At 63.3% G+C, this 17,744-nt stretch carries 14 protein-coding genes; all 14 read left to right on the top strand.

Annotated features, from left to right (window positions below):
* The first annotated feature begins 266 nt into the window (after positions 1–266).
* The 14 genes from JQ553_RS30310 (at position 267) to fabZ (ending at position 17,732) form a co-directional block, all read left to right on the top strand.
* Positions 267–1,001, top strand: a complete 735-nt coding sequence (locus tag JQ553_RS30310; RefSeq protein ID WP_212503729.1) for an outer membrane protein — start codon at positions 267–269, stop codon at positions 999–1,001.
* A 458-nt stretch (positions 1,002–1,459) separates the two neighbouring features.
* Positions 1,460–4,972 carry a DNA polymerase III subunit alpha gene (gene dnaE / locus JQ553_RS30305; protein WP_212503728.1) on the top strand — a complete coding sequence of 1,171 codons (3,513 nt, stop codon included), beginning with the start codon at positions 1,460–1,462 and terminating at the stop codon, positions 4,970–4,972.
* A gap of 179 nt (positions 4,973–5,151) precedes the next feature.
* Entirely contained in the window at positions 5,152–5,589 is a 438-nt protein-coding gene (locus JQ553_RS30300) for a DUF2846 domain-containing protein (RefSeq protein WP_249144695.1), read from the top strand.
* A 292-nt stretch (positions 5,590–5,881) separates the two neighbouring features.
* Positions 5,882–6,874 carry a 30S ribosomal protein S2 gene (locus tag JQ553_RS30295; RefSeq protein ID WP_212503726.1) on the top strand — a complete coding sequence of 331 codons (993 nt, stop codon included), beginning with the start codon at positions 5,882–5,884 and terminating at the stop codon, positions 6,872–6,874.
* Positions 6,875–7,000: 126 nt separating this feature from the next.
* Positions 7,001–7,924, top strand: coding sequence for a translation elongation factor Ts (tsf, locus tag JQ553_RS30290; protein WP_212503725.1), 924 nt, complete (start codon positions 7,001–7,003; stop codon positions 7,922–7,924).
* 71 nt (positions 7,925–7,995) lie between these two features.
* Complete coding sequence (gene pyrH, locus JQ553_RS30285) at positions 7,996–8,712, top strand: UMP kinase (protein ID WP_212503724.1); 717 nt, start codon at positions 7,996–7,998, stop codon at positions 8,710–8,712.
* A gap of 50 nt (positions 8,713–8,762) precedes the next feature.
* Positions 8,763–9,326 carry a ribosome recycling factor gene (gene frr, locus JQ553_RS30280; RefSeq protein WP_212503723.1) on the top strand — a complete coding sequence of 188 codons (564 nt, stop codon included), beginning with the start codon at positions 8,763–8,765 and terminating at the stop codon, positions 9,324–9,326.
* 76 nt (positions 9,327–9,402) lie between these two features.
* Complete coding sequence (locus JQ553_RS30275) at positions 9,403–10,161, top strand: isoprenyl transferase (protein WP_212503722.1); 759 nt, start codon at positions 9,403–9,405, stop codon at positions 10,159–10,161.
* Entirely contained in the window at positions 10,158–11,006 is an 849-nt protein-coding gene (locus tag JQ553_RS30270; RefSeq protein ID WP_212503721.1) for a phosphatidate cytidylyltransferase, read from the top strand. Before JQ553_RS30275 ends, JQ553_RS30270 begins: the two co-directional genes overlap by 4 nt.
* 4 nt (positions 11,007–11,010) lie before the next feature.
* Positions 11,011–12,234, top strand: coding sequence for a 1-deoxy-D-xylulose-5-phosphate reductoisomerase (dxr, locus tag JQ553_RS30265; RefSeq protein WP_212503720.1), 1,224 nt, complete (start codon positions 11,011–11,013; stop codon positions 12,232–12,234).
* Between the two features lie 43 nt (positions 12,235–12,277).
* Positions 12,278–13,429 carry an RIP metalloprotease RseP gene (gene rseP, locus JQ553_RS30260; RefSeq protein ID WP_212503719.1) on the top strand — a complete coding sequence of 384 codons (1,152 nt, stop codon included), beginning with the start codon at positions 12,278–12,280 and terminating at the stop codon, positions 13,427–13,429.
* Positions 13,430–13,606: 177 nt separating this feature from the next.
* A complete protein-coding gene (bamA, locus tag JQ553_RS30255; RefSeq protein WP_212503718.1) occupies positions 13,607–16,174 on the top strand; it encodes an outer membrane protein assembly factor BamA in 2,568 nt (855 codons plus the stop codon).
* A 32-nt stretch (positions 16,175–16,206) separates the two neighbouring features.
* Positions 16,207–17,274 (top strand): UDP-3-O-(3-hydroxymyristoyl)glucosamine N-acyltransferase, encoded by a 1,068-nt coding sequence (gene lpxD, locus JQ553_RS30250; protein ID WP_212503717.1) that lies wholly within the window; start codon positions 16,207–16,209, stop codon positions 17,272–17,274.
* Positions 17,274–17,732, top strand: coding sequence for a 3-hydroxyacyl-ACP dehydratase FabZ (gene fabZ / locus JQ553_RS30245; protein ID WP_212503716.1), 459 nt, complete (start codon positions 17,274–17,276; stop codon positions 17,730–17,732). Before lpxD ends, fabZ begins: the two co-directional genes overlap by 1 nt.
* The last annotated feature ends 12 nt before the right edge of the window (positions 17,733–17,744 follow it).

Raw genomic sequence — 17,744 nt, 5'->3', positions numbered from 1 at the left:
TGCATTTGCGAGCCGTGGAAGTGTCGCAATCCAAACCGGACAAGCAACTTCCCGTCAACTCAATCTCGCGCCTTCCGAAATGTGGAGACTTTGCGTCATAGCATAAGGCCGAAACAAGTAGTGCTTGTAACGCAACATGATCTCACGTTTTCGGGAGGGTCATTTGGGTCAATTGTTGCTGTGAAGCTACAGCAATTCTGTCGCGGGCTGGTATGAGCCTGACAGGAGGCCTTGGGGGCCACTGTGAAGTTGGAATGGGAAAAAGAATGAAGAAGGTTTTGTTTGCTACGGCCAGTCTGATCGCGCTCGGCACGACTGCGCCGACGTTCGCGGCGGATCTCGCGGCTCGTCCTTACACCAAGGCTCCGCCGGTGATTGCCACGGTGTATAACTGGAGCGGCTTTTACATCGGTATCAACGGCGGCTGGGGACAGAGCCACGATAACCGTATCTTCGATCCGACTGGTGCCTCGTTCGGCAGCCACGATGCGGACGGCGGCACGGTCGGTGGTCAGATCGGCTATCGCTGGCAGACCGGCGGCTGGGTGTTCGGTCTCGAAGCTCAGGGCAACTGGGCTGACTTCTCGGGCAACTCCGGAAACGCGTTCGCTCCGGGCAACGTTGTCCGCTCCAAGACGGACGCCTTCGGCCTCTTCACCGGCCAGATCGGTTACGCCTGGAACAACGCCCTGTTCTACGTGAAGGGTGGTGCCGCGGTCACCGACCGCAACTATCAGTTCGTCACGGCTGGCGCGCTGGTGTCCGAGTCCGGCTTCGACACCCGTTGGGGCGGCACTGTTGGCGCTGGCCTCGAATTTGGCTTCGCTCCGAACTGGTCGCTCGGCATCGAATACGATCACATCTTCGAGGATCGTCATGGCGTGACCTTCATCTCTCCGGCCGGCTTCGCCACGACCGGCTTCAGTTCGGGGGGCGACACCGATCTCGTGACCGCGCGCTTGAACTATCGGTTCAGCGGTCCGACCCTCGCAAGGTACTGATCGCTCGACTAGTCAAAACAGCGGCAGCGATAGCCCCGGGCCTCAGGCCCGGGGCTTTTTTTCGTTGGCCCGCCGGTTAACCATTGCGCGGGTTGGCTGGTGGGTCTGCTTGACTCTCGGAACGAAAAGAGAACAATGTTCTCCATACGTTCCAGTCCGGGAGGCGGCCATGTTGAAGATTTTCGTGGAGGAAGCGGCGGCTCTGGCGTCGATCACGCTGTTCGTCGGCATGATCGCGGTTTGGGCCCAATTGATCACCCAGTTCTGAAATGTTCCGGCGGAGGCAGGGGCATAGTCCGCCCTTGGGGAAAATCCGGAGGAGTGACGGCGATGCTGCGTTGCGCGTGGACTCTGCGCGCCTCCGGCCCCACCATCGCGAGGCGAGTCGGGCCTGAGGCATCGGTGCTTTCAGGGCCGGCGTTCGCTCCGTCCCTGAAGCAAGGATCCTTTGAGCGGCCATGTCGAATGCCGGATTCGTTCACCTTCATGTCCATTCGGCCTATTCGCTGCTGAAAGGCTCGATCAAGATCGCCAAGCTCGGCGAACTTGCAAAAGCTGACCGCCAGCCAGCGCTGGCGCTCACAGACACCGACAACATGTTCGGTGCGCTGGAATTCTCAGACAAGATGGCGGGCTACGGCATCCAGCCGATCGTCGGCTGCGAGCTCGCGGTGGAATTCGGCGACGTTGATCCCAGCACGCGGAGCGTGCTGGCGGCGGGACCGGCACGGATCGTGCTGCTGGCGGCGCGGGAGCGTGGCTACCGCAGCCTGATGCGGCTGAATTCGCGGGCGTTCCTGGAAACGCCCGTCAACCAGACGCCGCACATCAAGTTCGACTGGCTCACCGACGATGCCGAGGACTTGATTGCGCTGACCGGCGGGCCCGACGGGCCGATCGCGCTGGCGCTTGGCGCCGATCAGGCGGCACTGGCGGCCACGCGGTGCGATCGCCTGGCGAGCGTGTTCGGAGACCGCCTCTATGTCGAACTGCAGCGTCACGGCGTAGAGACAGAGCGTCGCACCGAGGGCGGGCTGATCGATCTCGCCTACGGCAAGGGCCTGCCGCTGGTCGCAACCAACGAGCCGTATTTTGCGACCAGCGACGATTACGAATCGCACGATGCGCTTTTGTGCATCGCCGGCGGTCACTTGGTTGCCGAGACCGGCCGTGAGCAGCTCACGCCGGATCACCGCTTCAAGACGCGTGCGGAAATGGCGGTGTTGTTCGCCGACATTCCGGAGGCCCTCGCTTCGACCATCGAGATCGCCGAGCGCTGCTCGTTCCGCCCAAAGACGCAAAAGCCGATCCTGCCGCGCTTCACTGTCGGCGCCGGCTCAGGCTCCGATGCCGCGGCGGAGGAAGCGGGCGAGCTGAAGCGGCAGGCCGAAGAGGGGCTCGCGCGGCGCATCAGGGTCCACGGCCTGTCGCCGGGCAACACCGAAGAGGACTATCAGAAGCGTCTCGCTTTCGAAATCGACGTCATCAACCGCATGAACTATGCGGGCTACTTCCTGATCGTCTCCGACTTCATCAAATGGGCCAAGTCCCACGACATTCCGGTCGGCCCGGGCCGCGGCTCGGGCGCGGGTTCACTGGTCGCCTACGCGCTGACCATCACCGACCTCGATCCGATCCGCTTTGGCCTGCTGTTCGAGCGCTTCCTCAATCCGGAGCGCGTGTCGATGCCGGACTTCGACATCGACTTCTGTCAGGATCGCCGCGGCGAAGTGATTCAGTACGTGCAGGATCGCTACGGCCGCGACCAGGTGGCGCAGATCATCACCTTCGGTACGTTGCAGGCGCGCGGCGTGCTGCGCGACGTCGGCCGCGTGCTGCAGATGCCTTACGGGCAAGTCGACAAGCTGACAAAGCTGGTGCCGCAGAATCCCGCCGCGCCCGTGACGTTGGCGCAGGCGATCGAGGGCGAGCCGAAGCTGCAGGCGTTCCGCGACGAGGATCCCGTGGTGGCGCGCGCCTTCGATATCGCGCAGCGTCTCGAAGGCCTGACCCGGCATGCCTCGACCCACGCCGCCGGCATCGTGATCGGCGACCGCCCCCTCAGCGAGTTGGTGCCGCTCTACCGCGATCCGAAATCGGACATGCCGGTCACGCAGTTCAACATGAAGTGGGTCGAGCCCGCGGGCCTCGTGAAGTTCGACTTCCTGGGGCTGAAGACGCTGACCGTGCTCGACGTCGCGGTGAAATTGCTAAGGCAGCGCAACGTCCATGTCGATCTCGCGACGCTCGCGATCGATGACGCGGCGAGCTACCAGATGCTGGCGCGCGGAGACGTGGTCGGCGTGTTCCAGGTGGAAAGTCAGGGCATGCGCCGTGCGCTGATCGACATGCGGCCCGACCGCTTCGAGGACATCATCGCGCTGGTTGCGCTGTATCGTCCGGGTCCGATGGCGAACATCCCGACGTACTGCGCGCGCAAGCACGGCGACGAGGAGCCGGAATACCTGCATCCGATTCTGGAGCCGATTCTCAAGGAGACGTTCGGCGTCATCATCTACCAGGAGCAGGTGATGCAGATCGCGCAGCAGATGGCCGGCTATACGCTCGGCCAGGCCGACTTGCTCCGCCGCGCCATGGGCAAGAAGATCCGCGCCGAGATGGAGAAGCAGCGCGAGATCTTCGTCGCTGGCGCGGTGAAGAACAGCGTGCCGAAGGCGCAAGCGGAGACGATCTTCGAGCTGCTCGCGAAGTTCGCCGACTACGGCTTCAACAAGAGCCACGCGGCGGCCTATGCGCTGGTGTCGTACCACACCGCCTACATGAAGGCGCATTACCCGGTGGAGTTTCTCGCGGCGTCGATGACGCTCGACCTCAACAACACCGACAAGCTGTCCGAATTTCGCTCCGAGGCCCAGCGGCTCGGCATCAAGGTCGAGGCGCCCAACATCAACAGGTCCGGCGCGACCTTCGAGGTCGGCGAGAAGACCATCTACTACGCGCTCGCCGCGCTGAAGGGCGTCGGCCTGCAAGCCGTCGAGCAGATCGTGGAGGAGCGCAAGAAGGGCGCATTCACCTCGCTCGCCGATTTCGCCGCGCGGGTGAGCCCGCGCTCGATCAACAAGCGCATCATCGAGAGCCTCGCGGCCGCGGGCGCCTTTGACACGCTCGAACCCAACCGCGCGCGTGTGTTCGGCGGAGCAGATGCGGTCCTGGCCGCCTGCCAGCGCAGCCACGAGGCCGCAACCTCGGGGCAGAACGACATGTTCGGCGGCGCCGCCGACGCCCCGACAATCGTGCTGCCGCAGGTCGAGCCCTGGCTGCCGGCCGACCGCCTCAGGCGCGAATATGATGCGATCGGCTTCTTCCTGTCCGGTCATCCGCTCGATGACTATGCCACCGCCTTGAGGCGGCTGCGCGTGCAGACATGGGCGGAGTTTTCGCGCGCCGTCAAAACCGGCGCCACCGCGGGCAAGGTGGCGGCGACGGTGGTGTCGCGCATGGAGCGGCGCACCAAGACCGGCAACAAGATGGGCATCATGGGCCTGTCGGATCCGACCGGCCATTTCGAGGCGGTGCTGTTCTCCGAGGGGCTCGCGCAATACCGCGACGTGCTCGAGCCGGGCGCGGCCGTGCTGCTGCAACTTGGCGCCGAACTGCAGGGCGAGGACGTGCGGGCGAGGGTGCTGCACGCCGAGCCGCTCGATCACGCCGCGGCGAAGACACAGCGGGGCCTGCGCATCTTCGTGCGCGACACCAGGCCACTCGACTCGATCGCGCGCCGGCTCAACATGTCCGAGCCCCCAGCGGCTAGTGCGGTAAAGGCGCCGGCCGTGAAGCCGGTCCCTGCGGCCACGCCGGCCGGCGGTGCCGACGGCGATGTTTCGCTGGTGATGATGCTCGACCTCGAAACCGAGGTCGAGATGAAGCTGCCCGGCCGCTACAAGGTCTCCCCGCAGATCGCCGGCGCGATCAAGGCGGTCGCAGGCGTGGTCGACGTGCAGACGCTGTAAAGACCCGAAGCGACTGCATCGTAAGCACTATTGCAACCTTGCTGTACTCGTCACTATGCTCGTCCCGGGCAAATTGGGGGCTTTGGGGCGTCATGTTTTGGCGAGGTGTGTTTGCGTTGGTCGTGGCCGTACTGCTGTGCGGATGCGAGACCGAACGACATGGGTTGGATTACTCCGCGATGGTGCAGAAGGTTGGATCGCCCGGCTCGGGAAAGTCGCGGATCGTCGTGCTTCGCGAGAAGGGATACGCCGGCATTACTGATCCGGGGTGGGACATCCGGCTTGACGGTGGACCGATGGCAGAACTCAAGACCGGGACCTACGTCTATGTCGACCGTCCGCCCGGACAGCACCAAATTTCAGCGACCGCGGCCACGTTCCCGGGTACAAGCCAAGTCGACATTTCCGCCCAATCCGGCCGCACCTATTTCTTCCTCGCAAGGCCGAGCGAGCGCGCCAAGGTCCTGAACGGGATGTCGGTTGCGGGTGGCGTTGCCGGCCTGCTCGTGGGCGCCGCAATCACTTCGAACAACAGCAATCCTGGACCGCTCGACTTCTTCCCGCTGGAGGAAGATTCAGCGCGAATAACGATCGCCGAACTGAAACTCGCCCAATAGCGCGGCGCATTACCCTGGTGATAGGCGTAGCGCGACGGTCGATCCGGACCTTTTAGGTCCGACGCGGGCCTATTGGCGACAGAAGGGCATTTTCCGGCCCGCTTAAGAACGATTACGGGGGCGGTGAGAGCTTCCAAACCGGCCTTATTTCCTTGCTTCTGGCGGAAATCGCGCTATATAGCGCGCCATCTCACACGGAAACATGGCTCTCAAAGGCCGTCCGGTGGCAACCGGGCCAATAAGGCTCGTTTGCTCACACGTTTCCGGAGGAACCAACCGGAGAACTAAACCTATGGCGCTGCCCGAATTCAATATGCGTCAGCTCTTGGAAGCTGGCGTTCACTTTGGCCACCAGTCCCACCGCTGGAACCCGAAGATGGCGGACTTCATCTTCGGCGCCCGCAACAACATCCACATCATCGATCTCGCGCAGACCGTGCCGATGATGCACCGCGCGCTGCAGGCGGTCAGCGACACGGTCGCCAAGGGCGGCCGCATCCTGTTCGTCGGCACCAAGCGGCAGGCGCAGGACGGCGTCGCCGAGGCCGCCAAGCGCTCGGCGCAGTACTTCGTCAACTCGCGCTGGCTCGGTGGCACGCTGACCAACTGGAAGACGATTTCCGGCTCGATCAAGCGGCTGCGTCATCTCGACGACGTGCTGTCGTCCGGCGAGGCCAGCTCCTACACCAAGAAGGAGCGGCTGACGCTGCAGCGCGAGCGCGACAAGCTCGACCGTTCGCTGGGCGGCATCAAGGACATGGGCGGTCTGCCCGACATGATCTTTGTGATCGACACCAACAAGGAAGACATCGCGATCCAGGAGGCGCAGCGGCTCAACATTCCCGTTGCCGCGATCGTCGACACCAATTCGGATCCCAAGGGCATCACCTATGTGGTGCCGGGCAATGACGACGCCGGACGCGCGATCTCGCTGTACTGCGATCTCGTCGCCCGAGCGGCCATCGACGGCATCTCGCGTGCGCAGGGCGAATCCGGGATCGATATCGGCGCGTCCGCCGAACCGGTGCAGGAAGACGTGCCATCGGCGGCGCCTTCCGGCTTCCAGGGTCTGGCCGGTCCCCGCGGTACCGCCGACAACCTCAAGAAACTCACCGGCGTGTCCGGTGCGATCGAGAAGAAGCTCAACGACCTTGGCATCTTCCACTACTGGCAGCTTGCCGAGCTCAATCACGACACCGCGCACAAGATCGGCGAAGAAGTCGGTCTTCCGAGCCGCGCCGACGCCTGGGTTGCCCAGGCCAAGACGCTCGCCGAAGCTGAATAACGGTAAGCGGCGCGGCCGGTCGCGTCCGGCCGCTACTGCTATTCCAAGAACAACGATTTCCCTGTCGCTGACCGGCGGCGCCATCAGGCGCCGCGGTTTCTCTACAGGCAAGAAGGGCATTGAACGATGGCAACGATCACAGCAGCGATGGTCAAGGATCTCCGCGAGTCGACCGGCGCGGGCATGATGGATTGCAAAGCGGCGTTGACCGAAAACAACGGCGACATGCAGGCCGCGCAGGATTGGTTGCGCAAGAAGGGTCTCTCCAAGGCTGCGAAGAAGGCCGGCCGTGTCGCAGCTGAAGGCCTGATCGGCGCACTGACTTCAGGCACCAAGGGCGTGGTGGTCGAGGTCAATTCGGAGACCGACTTCGTCGCACGCAACGAGCAGTTTCAGGGCCTGGTCAAGATGATCTCCCAGGTCGCTCTGCATAACGGCGCCGACGTCGAGAAGATCAAGGCCGCAAAGGTCGGCGACGTTACCGTCGAGACCGCGATATCGGACGCGATCGCGACGATTGGTGAGAACATGACACTGCGTCGCGCCGCCTCGCTTGCGGTGAACGAGGGCGTGGTGTCGAGCTATGTCCACAACGCCGTGATCGACGGCGCGGGCAAGATCGGCGTGATCGTGGCGCTGGAGTCCGCCGGCAAGGCCGACGAGCTTGCGGCCCTCGGCCGCCAGCTTGCCATGCACGTGGCGGCGGCGAAGCCGCTGGCGCTCGACCCGAGCGGCCTCGATCCGCAGACCGTGAAGCGCGAGAAGGACGTGCTGGCCGACAAGTACCGCCAGCAGGGCAAACCGGAGAACGTGATCGAAAAGATCGTCGATTCCGGCCTGAAGACCTACTACAAGGAGGTCTGCCTTTTGGATCAGGCCTTTATCCATGACAGCGGCAAGTCCGTTGCCCAGGCGGTGAAGGAAGCTGAGGGTAAGGTTGGCGCCCCGATCAAGATCTCGGGCTTTGTGAACTATGCTCTCGGCGAAGGAATTGAGAAGCAGGAGAGCGATTTCGCCGCCGAAGTCGCAGCTGCCAGCGGCAAGAAGTAACCGCTGACATCCAGCTTCCGGTGCAGTCGCACCGGAAGCTTGCCTGCGCGGGATAAGGAATCGATCGCATCATGGCTGAGCCGGTCTATCGTCGCGTGGTGGTCAAGCTGTCCGGCGAATATCTGGCCGGTTCTCAGACCTTCGGTATCGATCAGCCAACCGTCGACCGCATCGCCGATGATCTGATCGCGGCACGCAAACTCGGCATCGAGGTTGCGGTCGTGATCGGCGGCGGCAACATCGTCCGCGGCGTGGAAGTGTCCTCGCGCGGCGTGTCCCGGCCGACCGGCGACACCATGGGCATGCTCGCCACCATGATGAACTGCCTCGCGCTGGAGGCTGCCATTGAGCGCAAGGGGACGCCGGCGCGGACGCTGTCAGCCTTCGTGATGCCGGAGATATCCGAGCTGTTCACCCGCAGTGCAGCGCACAAATATCTTGCCGAGGGACGCATCATCCTGCTGGGCGGAGGAACCGGCAATCCGTTCTTTACGACCGATACGACCGCGGTGTTGCGCGCGGCGGAAATCGGCGCGCAGGCGGTGCTGAAAGCCACAAATGTCGACGGCGTCTACAGCGCCGATCCAAAAAAGGACCCGAAGGCCAAGCGTTTCGATCGGCTGACGCATTCGCAGGCGATCGAGGGCGGCTACAAGGTCATGGATGCGACTGCTTTCGCGCTTGCCCGCGAGACGTCGCTGCCTATCATCGTATTCTCGATTGCGGAGCCTGGTTCGATCGGTGCGATTCTGCGCGGGGCCGGACACGGTACGGTCGTCGCTGGCTGATGGGACGCCTGACGGCGTCGGCAACCGGTTTCTTGAGAAAGGAGAGCGTCATGGCCACGCCTGGTTTTGACATCAACGAATTGAAACGCCGCATGCAGGGCGCCGCGCAGTCGCTCAAGCATGAACTTGGCGGTCTGCGGACCGGCCGCGCCGCGGCGTCGATGCTTGAGCCGGTGCAGGTCGAGGCTTACGGCTCGCACATGCCGCTCAACCAGGTCGCGACCATCAGCGTGCCCGAGCCGCGGCTCCTCTCTGTGCAGGTTTGGGACAAGTCGATGGTAAAGGCCGTCGAGAAGGCGATCGTTGATTCCAATTTGGGTCTGTCGCCGGCGACCGAGGGGCAGGTGCTGCGCCTGCGCATTCCGGAGCTCAACCAGGAGCGCCGCAAGGAGCTCGTGAAGGTCGCACACAAATACACCGAAGCTGCGAAGGTCGCCGTGCGACACGTGCGCCGCGACGGACTCGATATCGTCAAGAAGCTCGAGAAGAATCACGAGATTTCCGAGGACGATCAGGAGCGCTTGTCCGCCGAGGTTCAGAAGGCGACTGACGGAGTGATCTCCGAAATCGACCAGCTGCTCGCCGCCAAGGAAAAGGAAATCCTGACGGTCTGAGGCGGCTTTGGTTTTGACGCGTTTTTTCGTGCGAACCGGTACCACCTCGCTTGAAAGGCGCCACGGGAACGAACTGATGCCGAACGCCGCCGCCCCCGCAACCGATGGCTCGGATCGATCGGGCGGTCCGTTGCATGTGGCGATCATCATGGACGGGAACGGCCGTTGGGCCGCCGCACGGGGCCTGCCGCGTGCGGAGGGGCACCGCCGCGGCGTCGAGGCACTGCGCCGCGTCGTGCGTGCGGCCCATGAACTTGGCGTGCTCTATCTGACCATATTTTCCTTCAGCTCGGAGAACTGGTCGCGGCCCGCGACCGAGATCGGCGATCTGTTTGGTTTGCTGCGCCGCTTCATCCGCAATGATCTGGCGACGCTGCATCGTGACGGCGTAAGAGTGCGCGTGATCGGCGAGCGCGACGGCCTGGATCCCGAGATCTGCGCGCTGCTCAGCGAGGCCGAGGAACTGACCAGTAACAACACCAAGCTCAACCTTGTCGTCGCGTTCAATTACGGCTCGCGGGCGGAAATCGCCTCCGCGGCGCGGCGGCTTGCCCGCGAGGTGGCCGAAGGCAGGCGCACCGCCGATTCCATCGACGCTGATACGCTGGGGCAATATCTTGATGCGCCCGATATTCCCGATCCCGATCTGATCATCCGCACCAGCGGCGAGCAGCGCCTGTCGAATTTCCTGATGTGGCAGGCCGCCTACAGCGAACTCGTGTTCGTGCCGATCCACTGGCCGGACTTCGACAAGGCGGCGCTGGAAAGCGCGATTGCCGAATATGGCAGGCGCGAGCGCCGCTTCGGCGGTCTTGCTGCGAAAACCGGGTCGTGACCGAGGACGACGCCGCGCCCGCGGCATCGAGCGAGCAAGGGTCACGCAATCTCCTGTTGCGCGTCGTCGCCGCATTGGTGATGGCGCCGCTCGCAATTGCCGTGGCCTATGCCGGCGGCATCGCCTGGGTCGCGCTCGTGACGCTGGCGGTGATTGGCATCTTCGTGGAATGGCTGATCATCGCAGGTCTAGCGCGGGAGCAGCGCGCCGTGACAACCGGCACCGCCGCGCTTCTGCTCACCGGCCTCTGCCTGATGGCCGGACGCGTCGATGCGGCGCTGGTCGTTCTCGCCATCGGCGTGGTTGTGCTCGCGCTGATTTCACGCGAGCGGCGGGGTTGGGCGACGGCGGGACTACTTTATGCGGCGGCCGCCGAAATCGCTTCGGTGCTGGTGCGGCTCGATGCGGCCAAGGGCTTTGCCGCGCTGATGTTCGTGTTCCTCATCGTCTGGGTCACCGACATCGGCGGCTATTTCGCCGGCCGCGGCATCGGCGGACCCAAGTTGTGGGTGCGCGTCAGTCCGAAGAAGACGTGGGCCGGCGCCATCGGGGGCTTCGTTGCGAGCCTGCTCGTCGCCGCGGGCTTTGCTGTCGTCGATATTGGCAGAACCGGACCGCTGTTGCTGCTCGGCGCGCTGCTGTCGGTGGTTTCGCAGCTTGGCGATCTCTTCGAATCCGCGGTGAAGCGTCGGTTCGGCGTGAAGGATTCAAGTCACATCATTCCCGGCCATGGCGGGCTATTGGACCGCCTGGACGGATTTGTCGCAGCCGTCATTGTGGCGGCAATTTTCGGCTTTCTTCGCGGCGGCGCCGATAGCGTCGGACGCGGTCTTATGGTTTGGTGAAGAGATGAGCGCAGTTCCATTGCGTAATAGCAAGGCCGCGGCGGCCGACGTGCGGACCGTGACCGTCCTGGGTGCCACCGGCTCGATCGGTGACAGCACTATGGACCTGCTGCGCGGTGCGCGCGACCGCTACCGCGTCGAGGCGCTGACCGCGAACAGCAACGCGCAGGGACTTGCCAAGCTCGCGAAGGAATTCGGCGCGCGGTTTGCCGCCGTTGCGGATCCGGCTCGGCTCTCCGAGTTGAAGGATGCGCTCGCAGGCGCGCGGATCGAATGCGGAGCGGGTGAAAGCGCGATCATCGAGGCGGCCGCACGCCCGGCGGAATGGGTGATGGCGGCGGTCAGTGGCGCGGCCGGGCTGAAGCCTGCGCTTGCGGCAGTCGATCGTGGAGCATCCGTCGCGCTCGCCAACAAGGAGTGCCTGGTCTGCGCCGGCGATTTCTTCATGCAGCGCGCATCGCAGGCGGGCGCCTGCATCCTGCCGGCTGACTCCGAACATAATGCGCTGTTCCAGGCGCTCGGTTGCGGCAACCGCGAGGAGCTGGTGCGGGTGATCATTACCGCCTCAGGCGGGCCGTTCCGCACCTGGGCCGCCGCGGACATCGAGCAGGCGACGCTCGAACAGGCGCTGAAACATCCGAACTGGAGCATGGGCCAGAAGATCACCATCGATTCAGCATCGATGATGAACAAGGGGCTCGAGGTGATCGAGGCTTCTTACCTGTTCGCGCTCACTCCCGACGAGATCGACGTGTTGGTGCATCCGCAATCGATCATTCACGGCATGGTCGAGTTCTCGGACCGTTCGGTGATGGCGCAGCTCGGCGCTCCCGACATGCGGATTCCGATCGCCCACTGTCTCGGCTGGCCCGACCGCATTGTCGGCCCGTCGGCGAGGCTCGATCTGGCCAAGATCGGCCAACTCACCTTCGAAGCGCCTGACTTCGAACGCTTCCCGGGACTGCGGCTCGCCTACGACGCGCTGCGGACCGGGCAGGGCGCGACCACGGTGTACAACGCCGCCAACGAAGTGGCGGTAGCCGCTTTCATCGCCGGCAAGATCAAGTTCGGCGCGATCGCCCGTCTCGTCGAAGCGACCATGAATGATTGGATTCGGTCCGGGAATCTGGCACCGCTGGGGTCGGCGGATGATGCGATTTCCGTTGACCATAAAGCACGAAATACGGCTGCCGCCCTGTTGCCTCAAATTGCCTTAAAGGCATCCTAGACCGTTGGGGGCGGAGCCTTTGGCTCATGTCGAGGGAAATCCGATGCCCGAGTTTTTTCTTCATAGTTTCAATGCGTTGAGCCATGGCCTGATCGGCTACATCGTACCCTTCCTGTTCGTTCTGACGATCGTGGTTTTCTTCCACGAGCTCGGCCACTTCCTGGTCGCGCGCTGGGCCGGTGTAAAAGTGTTGACCTTCTCGCTCGGTTTTGGCCCGGAACTCGTCGGCTTCAACGACCGCCAAGGTACGCGCTGGAAGATCTCCGCGATCCCGCTCGGCGGTTACGTAAGGTTCTTCGGCGACGACTCCGAAGCTTCGACGCCATCGGTGGAGACGCTCGCCGCGATGACGGCGGAGGAGCGCAAGGGCAGTTTCCATCACAAGACTGTCGGTCAGCGTGCCGCTATCGTCGCTGCGGGTCCGATTGCGAACTTCATCCTGGCGATCGTGATCTTCACCTGCCTGTTCACCTTCTTCGGCAAGCCGAGCACCACCGCTCGTGTCGACAAGATCGAGGCCAACAGCGCGGCTGCGGCTGCCGGGTTCCAGATCGGGGACGTCGTAACCGCAATCGATGGCAGCCCGATCGGCAGCTTTTCCGACATGCAGCGCGTCGTCAGCGTTCACGCCGGCGATACCCTGACTTTCACGGTTAAGCGCGGCGATTCGACCGTTCAGCTTCGCGGCACGCCGGAATTGCGCGAGGTGAAGGATCCCTTCGGCAATCCCCACCGCCTTGGTGTACTGGGGATCACCCGGGCGACCGCGCCTGGCGACGCCGTCACGGAACGGGTGGATCCCGCGACCGCGCTCTGGCTCGGGGTCAAGGAGACCTGGTTCGTGATTGACCGGACGTTCGCCTATATCGGCGGCATCTTCACGGGTCGGGAGGCCGCCGACCAGGTCGGCGGACCGCTACGCATCGCGCAGATCTCGGGGCAGGTTGCCACCATCGGCGTGGCAGCTTTGATTCACCTAGCTGCGGTACTCTCAATCTCGATCGGTCTTCTGAACCTGTTCCCGGTTCCATTGCTGGATGGCGGCCACCTTCTATTCTACGCGGTCGAAGCCGTCCGGGGCCGTCCCTTGTCGGAGCGGGCACAGGAGATGGGATACCGAATCGGACTGGGTTTGGTACTGATGCTGATGGTGTTTGCGACCTACAACGACATTCTGCATTTGGCGGCGTCCTGAAGGAGGCTTTTTTGTGGCGTTGCGGATAGGCAACGTCTTGGACCGAAAATGGAATTGCCCGGCGGCAGAACGTTTGCCCACAAGGCAAAATTGGCTACAAGCTGGTCAATGAGGTTGGGATTCTGTCGATCCGTAGAGGGGTATGGTTCGGCGGGGAATAATAAGGGCGCGCAGCGCATGATTTTTGGAATGCGAGTGAGGGGGGGCTTGTTCGCCACCTTGGTCATGTTCGCCGTGCCGGTGGTTGCCACCTTGGCGGCCGTGTCCACCTCTGTGCCGGCGGTCGCGCAGACCGTCGATTCGATCGTCGTCGAGGGGAATCGGCGTGTCGAAGTCGAGACGATTCGCTCCTATTTCCGTGCTGGCCCGGGCGGCCGGCTGAGCCAGGCTCAAATCGATGACGGCCTGAAGGCGCTGATCGAGACCGGCCTGTTCCAGGACGTCCGCATCGATCAGCGGGGTGGCCGACTGGTCGTGGTCGTGGTCGAGAATCCGGTGATCGGCCGCATCGCCTTTGAGGGCAACAAGAAGGTCAAGGACGAGCAGCTCACGTCGGAAATCCAGTCCAAGCCCCGCGGCACCTTTTCGCGCCCGATGGTTCAGTCGGATGCCCAGCGTATCGCCGAGATCTACCGCCGTTCGGGCCGCTACGACGTGCGGGTAAACCCGCAGATCATCGAGCAGCCGAACAATCGGGTCGACCTGATTTTCGAAATCACGGAAGGCGTGAAGACCGGCGTCCGCTCGATTGAATTCGTCGGCAACGTTGCCTATTCGTCCTATCGCTTGCGCGACGTCATCAAGACGCGCGAATCGAACATCCTGAGCTTCCTCGGCGGTAACGACGTCTACGATCCGGACCGCGTCGAGGCCGACCGCGATCTGCTGCGCCGCTTTTATCTCAAGAACGGCTACGCCGACGTCCAGGTTGTGGCCGCGCTGACCGAATATGACCCCGAGAAGAAGGGTTTTCTGGTCACGTTCAAGATCGAGGAAGGCCAGCAGTACCGCGTCGCCTCGGTTAACTATCAGTCCACGATCGCAACCCTCGACCCGAATTCGCTGAGTTCGTTCTCGCGCGTCAACGTCGGCTCGCTCTACAACGCCGAGGCGCTGGAGAAGTCGGTCGAGGAAATGCAGATTGAGGCGTCGCGGCGGGGCTACGCCTTCGCGGTGGTGCGGCCGCGCGGCGACCGCAATTTCGAGAATCACACAGTCTCGATCACCTTCGCCGTGGACGAGGGACCTCGCACTTATATTGAGCGCATCAATATCCGCGGCAACACCCGCACGCGTGACTACGTGATTCGCCGCGAGTTCGATCTCTCCGAAGGCGACGCCTATAACCGCGCGCTGGTCGATCGCGCCGAGCGGCGGTTGAAGAACCTCGACTTCTTCAAGAGCGTCAAGATCGTCACCGAGCCGGGATCCTCAAGCGATCGCGTCATCCTGATCGTCGACCTCGAGGAAAAATCGACCGGCGACTTCTCGGTCTCGGGCGGCTATTCGACGAGCGACGGTGCACTCGCCGAAGTCAGTGTCTCCGAGCGCAATCTGCTCGGGCGGGGTCTGTTCGCGAAGGCGTCGGTGACCTACGGCCAGTATGCACGCGGATATTCGCTGTCGTTTGTCGAGCCTTATCTGCTCGACTACCGCATCGCGCTCGGGCTCGACCTGTATCAGCGCCAGCAGCTTTCCAACAGCTTCATCTCGTACGGCACCAATACGCTGGGTTTCAGCCCGCGGCTCGGTTTCAGCCTCCGCGAAGACCTGTCGCTGCAGTTGCGCTACTCGATCTATCAGCAGGAAATCACGCTGCCGTCGACGCTCGCCAACTGTAACAACAACCCGTTCAACGGCTTGCTGGCGTTCAATCCGTCGCCGGCCTATGCGAACCTGAACGGAATTCCCGCCGGAGGCACGGCAACAGCAGGAGGCCAGTCCGCCACCGATACGGGTGGACAGGGCCTCTGGTGCTACAATGACGGCGAAGCTTCGCTGCCGGTCCGCAAGGAACTCGCGGGCGGCAAGACGCTGACCTCGGCGCTCGGCTACTCGTTGAATTACAACACGCTCGACAACAACAAGAACCCGACCGACGGCCTCATAATCGATTTCAAGCAGGACTTCGCCGGCGTCGGCGGCGACGTCAGCTACATCAAGTCCGCGATGGACGCGAAGTATTACACCCCGATCGTCTCCGACATCGTCGGCGTGATCCACGCCCAGGGCGGTATACTGAACCAGTTCGGAAACACCGAGTTGCGCATGCTCGATCATTTCCAGATGGGTCCGAACCTGGTCCGCGGTTTTGCGCCGAATGGCATCGGTCCGCGTGACATCAATCCCTACGGCACACAGGACGCGATCGGCGGCACCAAGTACTGGGGCCTGTCGGCGGAACTGCAGATGCCGTTCTGGTTCCTGCCCAAGGAAGTTGGCCTCAAGGGCGCGGTCTATGCCGACGCCGGCGGCCTCTACGACTACAAGGGTCCGACGTCGTGGGCGGCAACCGGGGAGGTCAACGTGCCCGGCTGTATCCCGCCCACGCAGAACCCGGCTTCCCCGGGAACTTGCCTCGGACTGCAATTTGATGACAGCAAGGTCGTTCGCACTTCGGTCGGTGTCGGCCTGATCTGGCAGTCGCCGTTCGGTCCGCTGCGCTTCGACTATGCGGTGCCCCTGACCAAAGGTAGGTACGACCGCGTGCAGGAGTTCAGGTTTGGCGGCGGAACGACGTTCTAAGAGCGTCCGTTCTCCGGACCGTGACGGGTGGAATGGCGCAGCCGATATTCTTCAAGAGACCTCCTTCGTCGACGCTGGCCGAGATCGCCGCGCTGACGAAGGCGCAATTGGTTGACCCATCCAGGGGAGATCAGGTGATCCGAGGGCTGGCTTCGCTCGACGAGGCCGGTCCGATGCACCTCACTTTCTTCGACAACCTCAAATACTCCGACCAGCTCGCGGCCACCAGGGCCGGCGCGTGCCTGGTCAGCCAGCGCTTCGAAGCGCAGGTGCCGATGGGTGTGGCCGTGCTCCGGGCGGCCAAGCCGTTCCATGCTTTCGTCCAGGTCGCCCGCGAGTGGCACGCCGATGCGTTGCGGCCGCAGTCCTGGTTCGATACCGACGGCGTCGCGCCGTCCGCGATCATCGATCCTACTGCGCAGCTTGAGGACGGCGTGATCGTCGATCCGCTTGTGGTGATCGGTCCGCGTGTCGAGATCGGCGCGGGTACCGTGATTGGCGCGGGCGCCGTGATCGGCGCCGACGTCAAGATCGGCCGGGACTGCAATGTCGGCGCCAAGACGACAATCCAGTACGCGCTGATCGGCGACAATGTGCTGATCCATCCCGGCTGCAACATCGGGCAGGACGGCTACGGTTTCATCTTCTTCGCACGGGAAGGGCATATCAAGGTGCCGCAGACCGGCCGCGTGCTGATCCAGAACGATGTCGAGGTGGGTGCAGGATCCACCATCGACCGCGGGTCACTGCGCGACACTGTGATCGGCGAAGGCACAAAAATCGACAATCAGGTCCAGATCGGCCACAATGTGACTATCGGTAGGCACTGCTTGCTCGCCGCGCAGATCGGGCTCGCGGGCAGCCTGACGATCGGGGACAATGTTTCGCTCGGCGCCAAAGCCGGCATCAACAACCACCTCACGATCGGGGATGGCGCCCAGCTCGCGGCGATGAGCGCGGTCAAGGACGACATCCCGCCAAACGGCCGTTGGGGCGGGAACATCGCCAAGCCGATCAAGCAGTGGTTCAGGGAGATCGTCGCGGTCGAGCGCTTGGTGCGCGACAATGCCGCCGAAGCGAAGGGTGAGAGGCAGGAGTGATGGAGGAGGCACCGGTCAAGTTCGAACTCGTGGATATCAATGATATTCTGAAGACGCTGCCGCACCGCTATCCGATGTTGTTGATCGACCGGGTCATCAACATCCGTACCGACTACAGCGGCATCGGCATCAAGAACGTGACCTTCAACGAGCCCCCCTTCCTCGGGCATTTCCCGGAACGGCCGGTCTATCCCGGCGTGATGATGATCGAGGCGATGGCGCAGACCGCAGGCGTGATCGGCATCAAGTCGGTCGAGGGCACCGAGAAGCCGCGCGCGGTGTATTTCCTCACCATCGACAAATGCAAATTCCGCAAGCCCGTGCTGCCCGGTGACACCATCGAGTACCACATGCGCCGGACCGGCCGCCGCAAGACGATGTGGTGGTTTCACGGCGACGCCAAGGTCAACGGGCAGATCGTCGCCGAGGCGGATGTCGGCGCGATGCTGACTGACTGAGGCGCAGCGGCG

Source organism: Bradyrhizobium lablabi (assembly GCF_018131005.1).
Lineage (GTDB): Bacteria > Pseudomonadota > Alphaproteobacteria > Rhizobiales > Xanthobacteraceae > Bradyrhizobium > Bradyrhizobium lablabi_D.
Note: the sequence above shows the minus strand (reverse complement) of the source record. Positions and strands in the feature narration are given on the sequence as shown.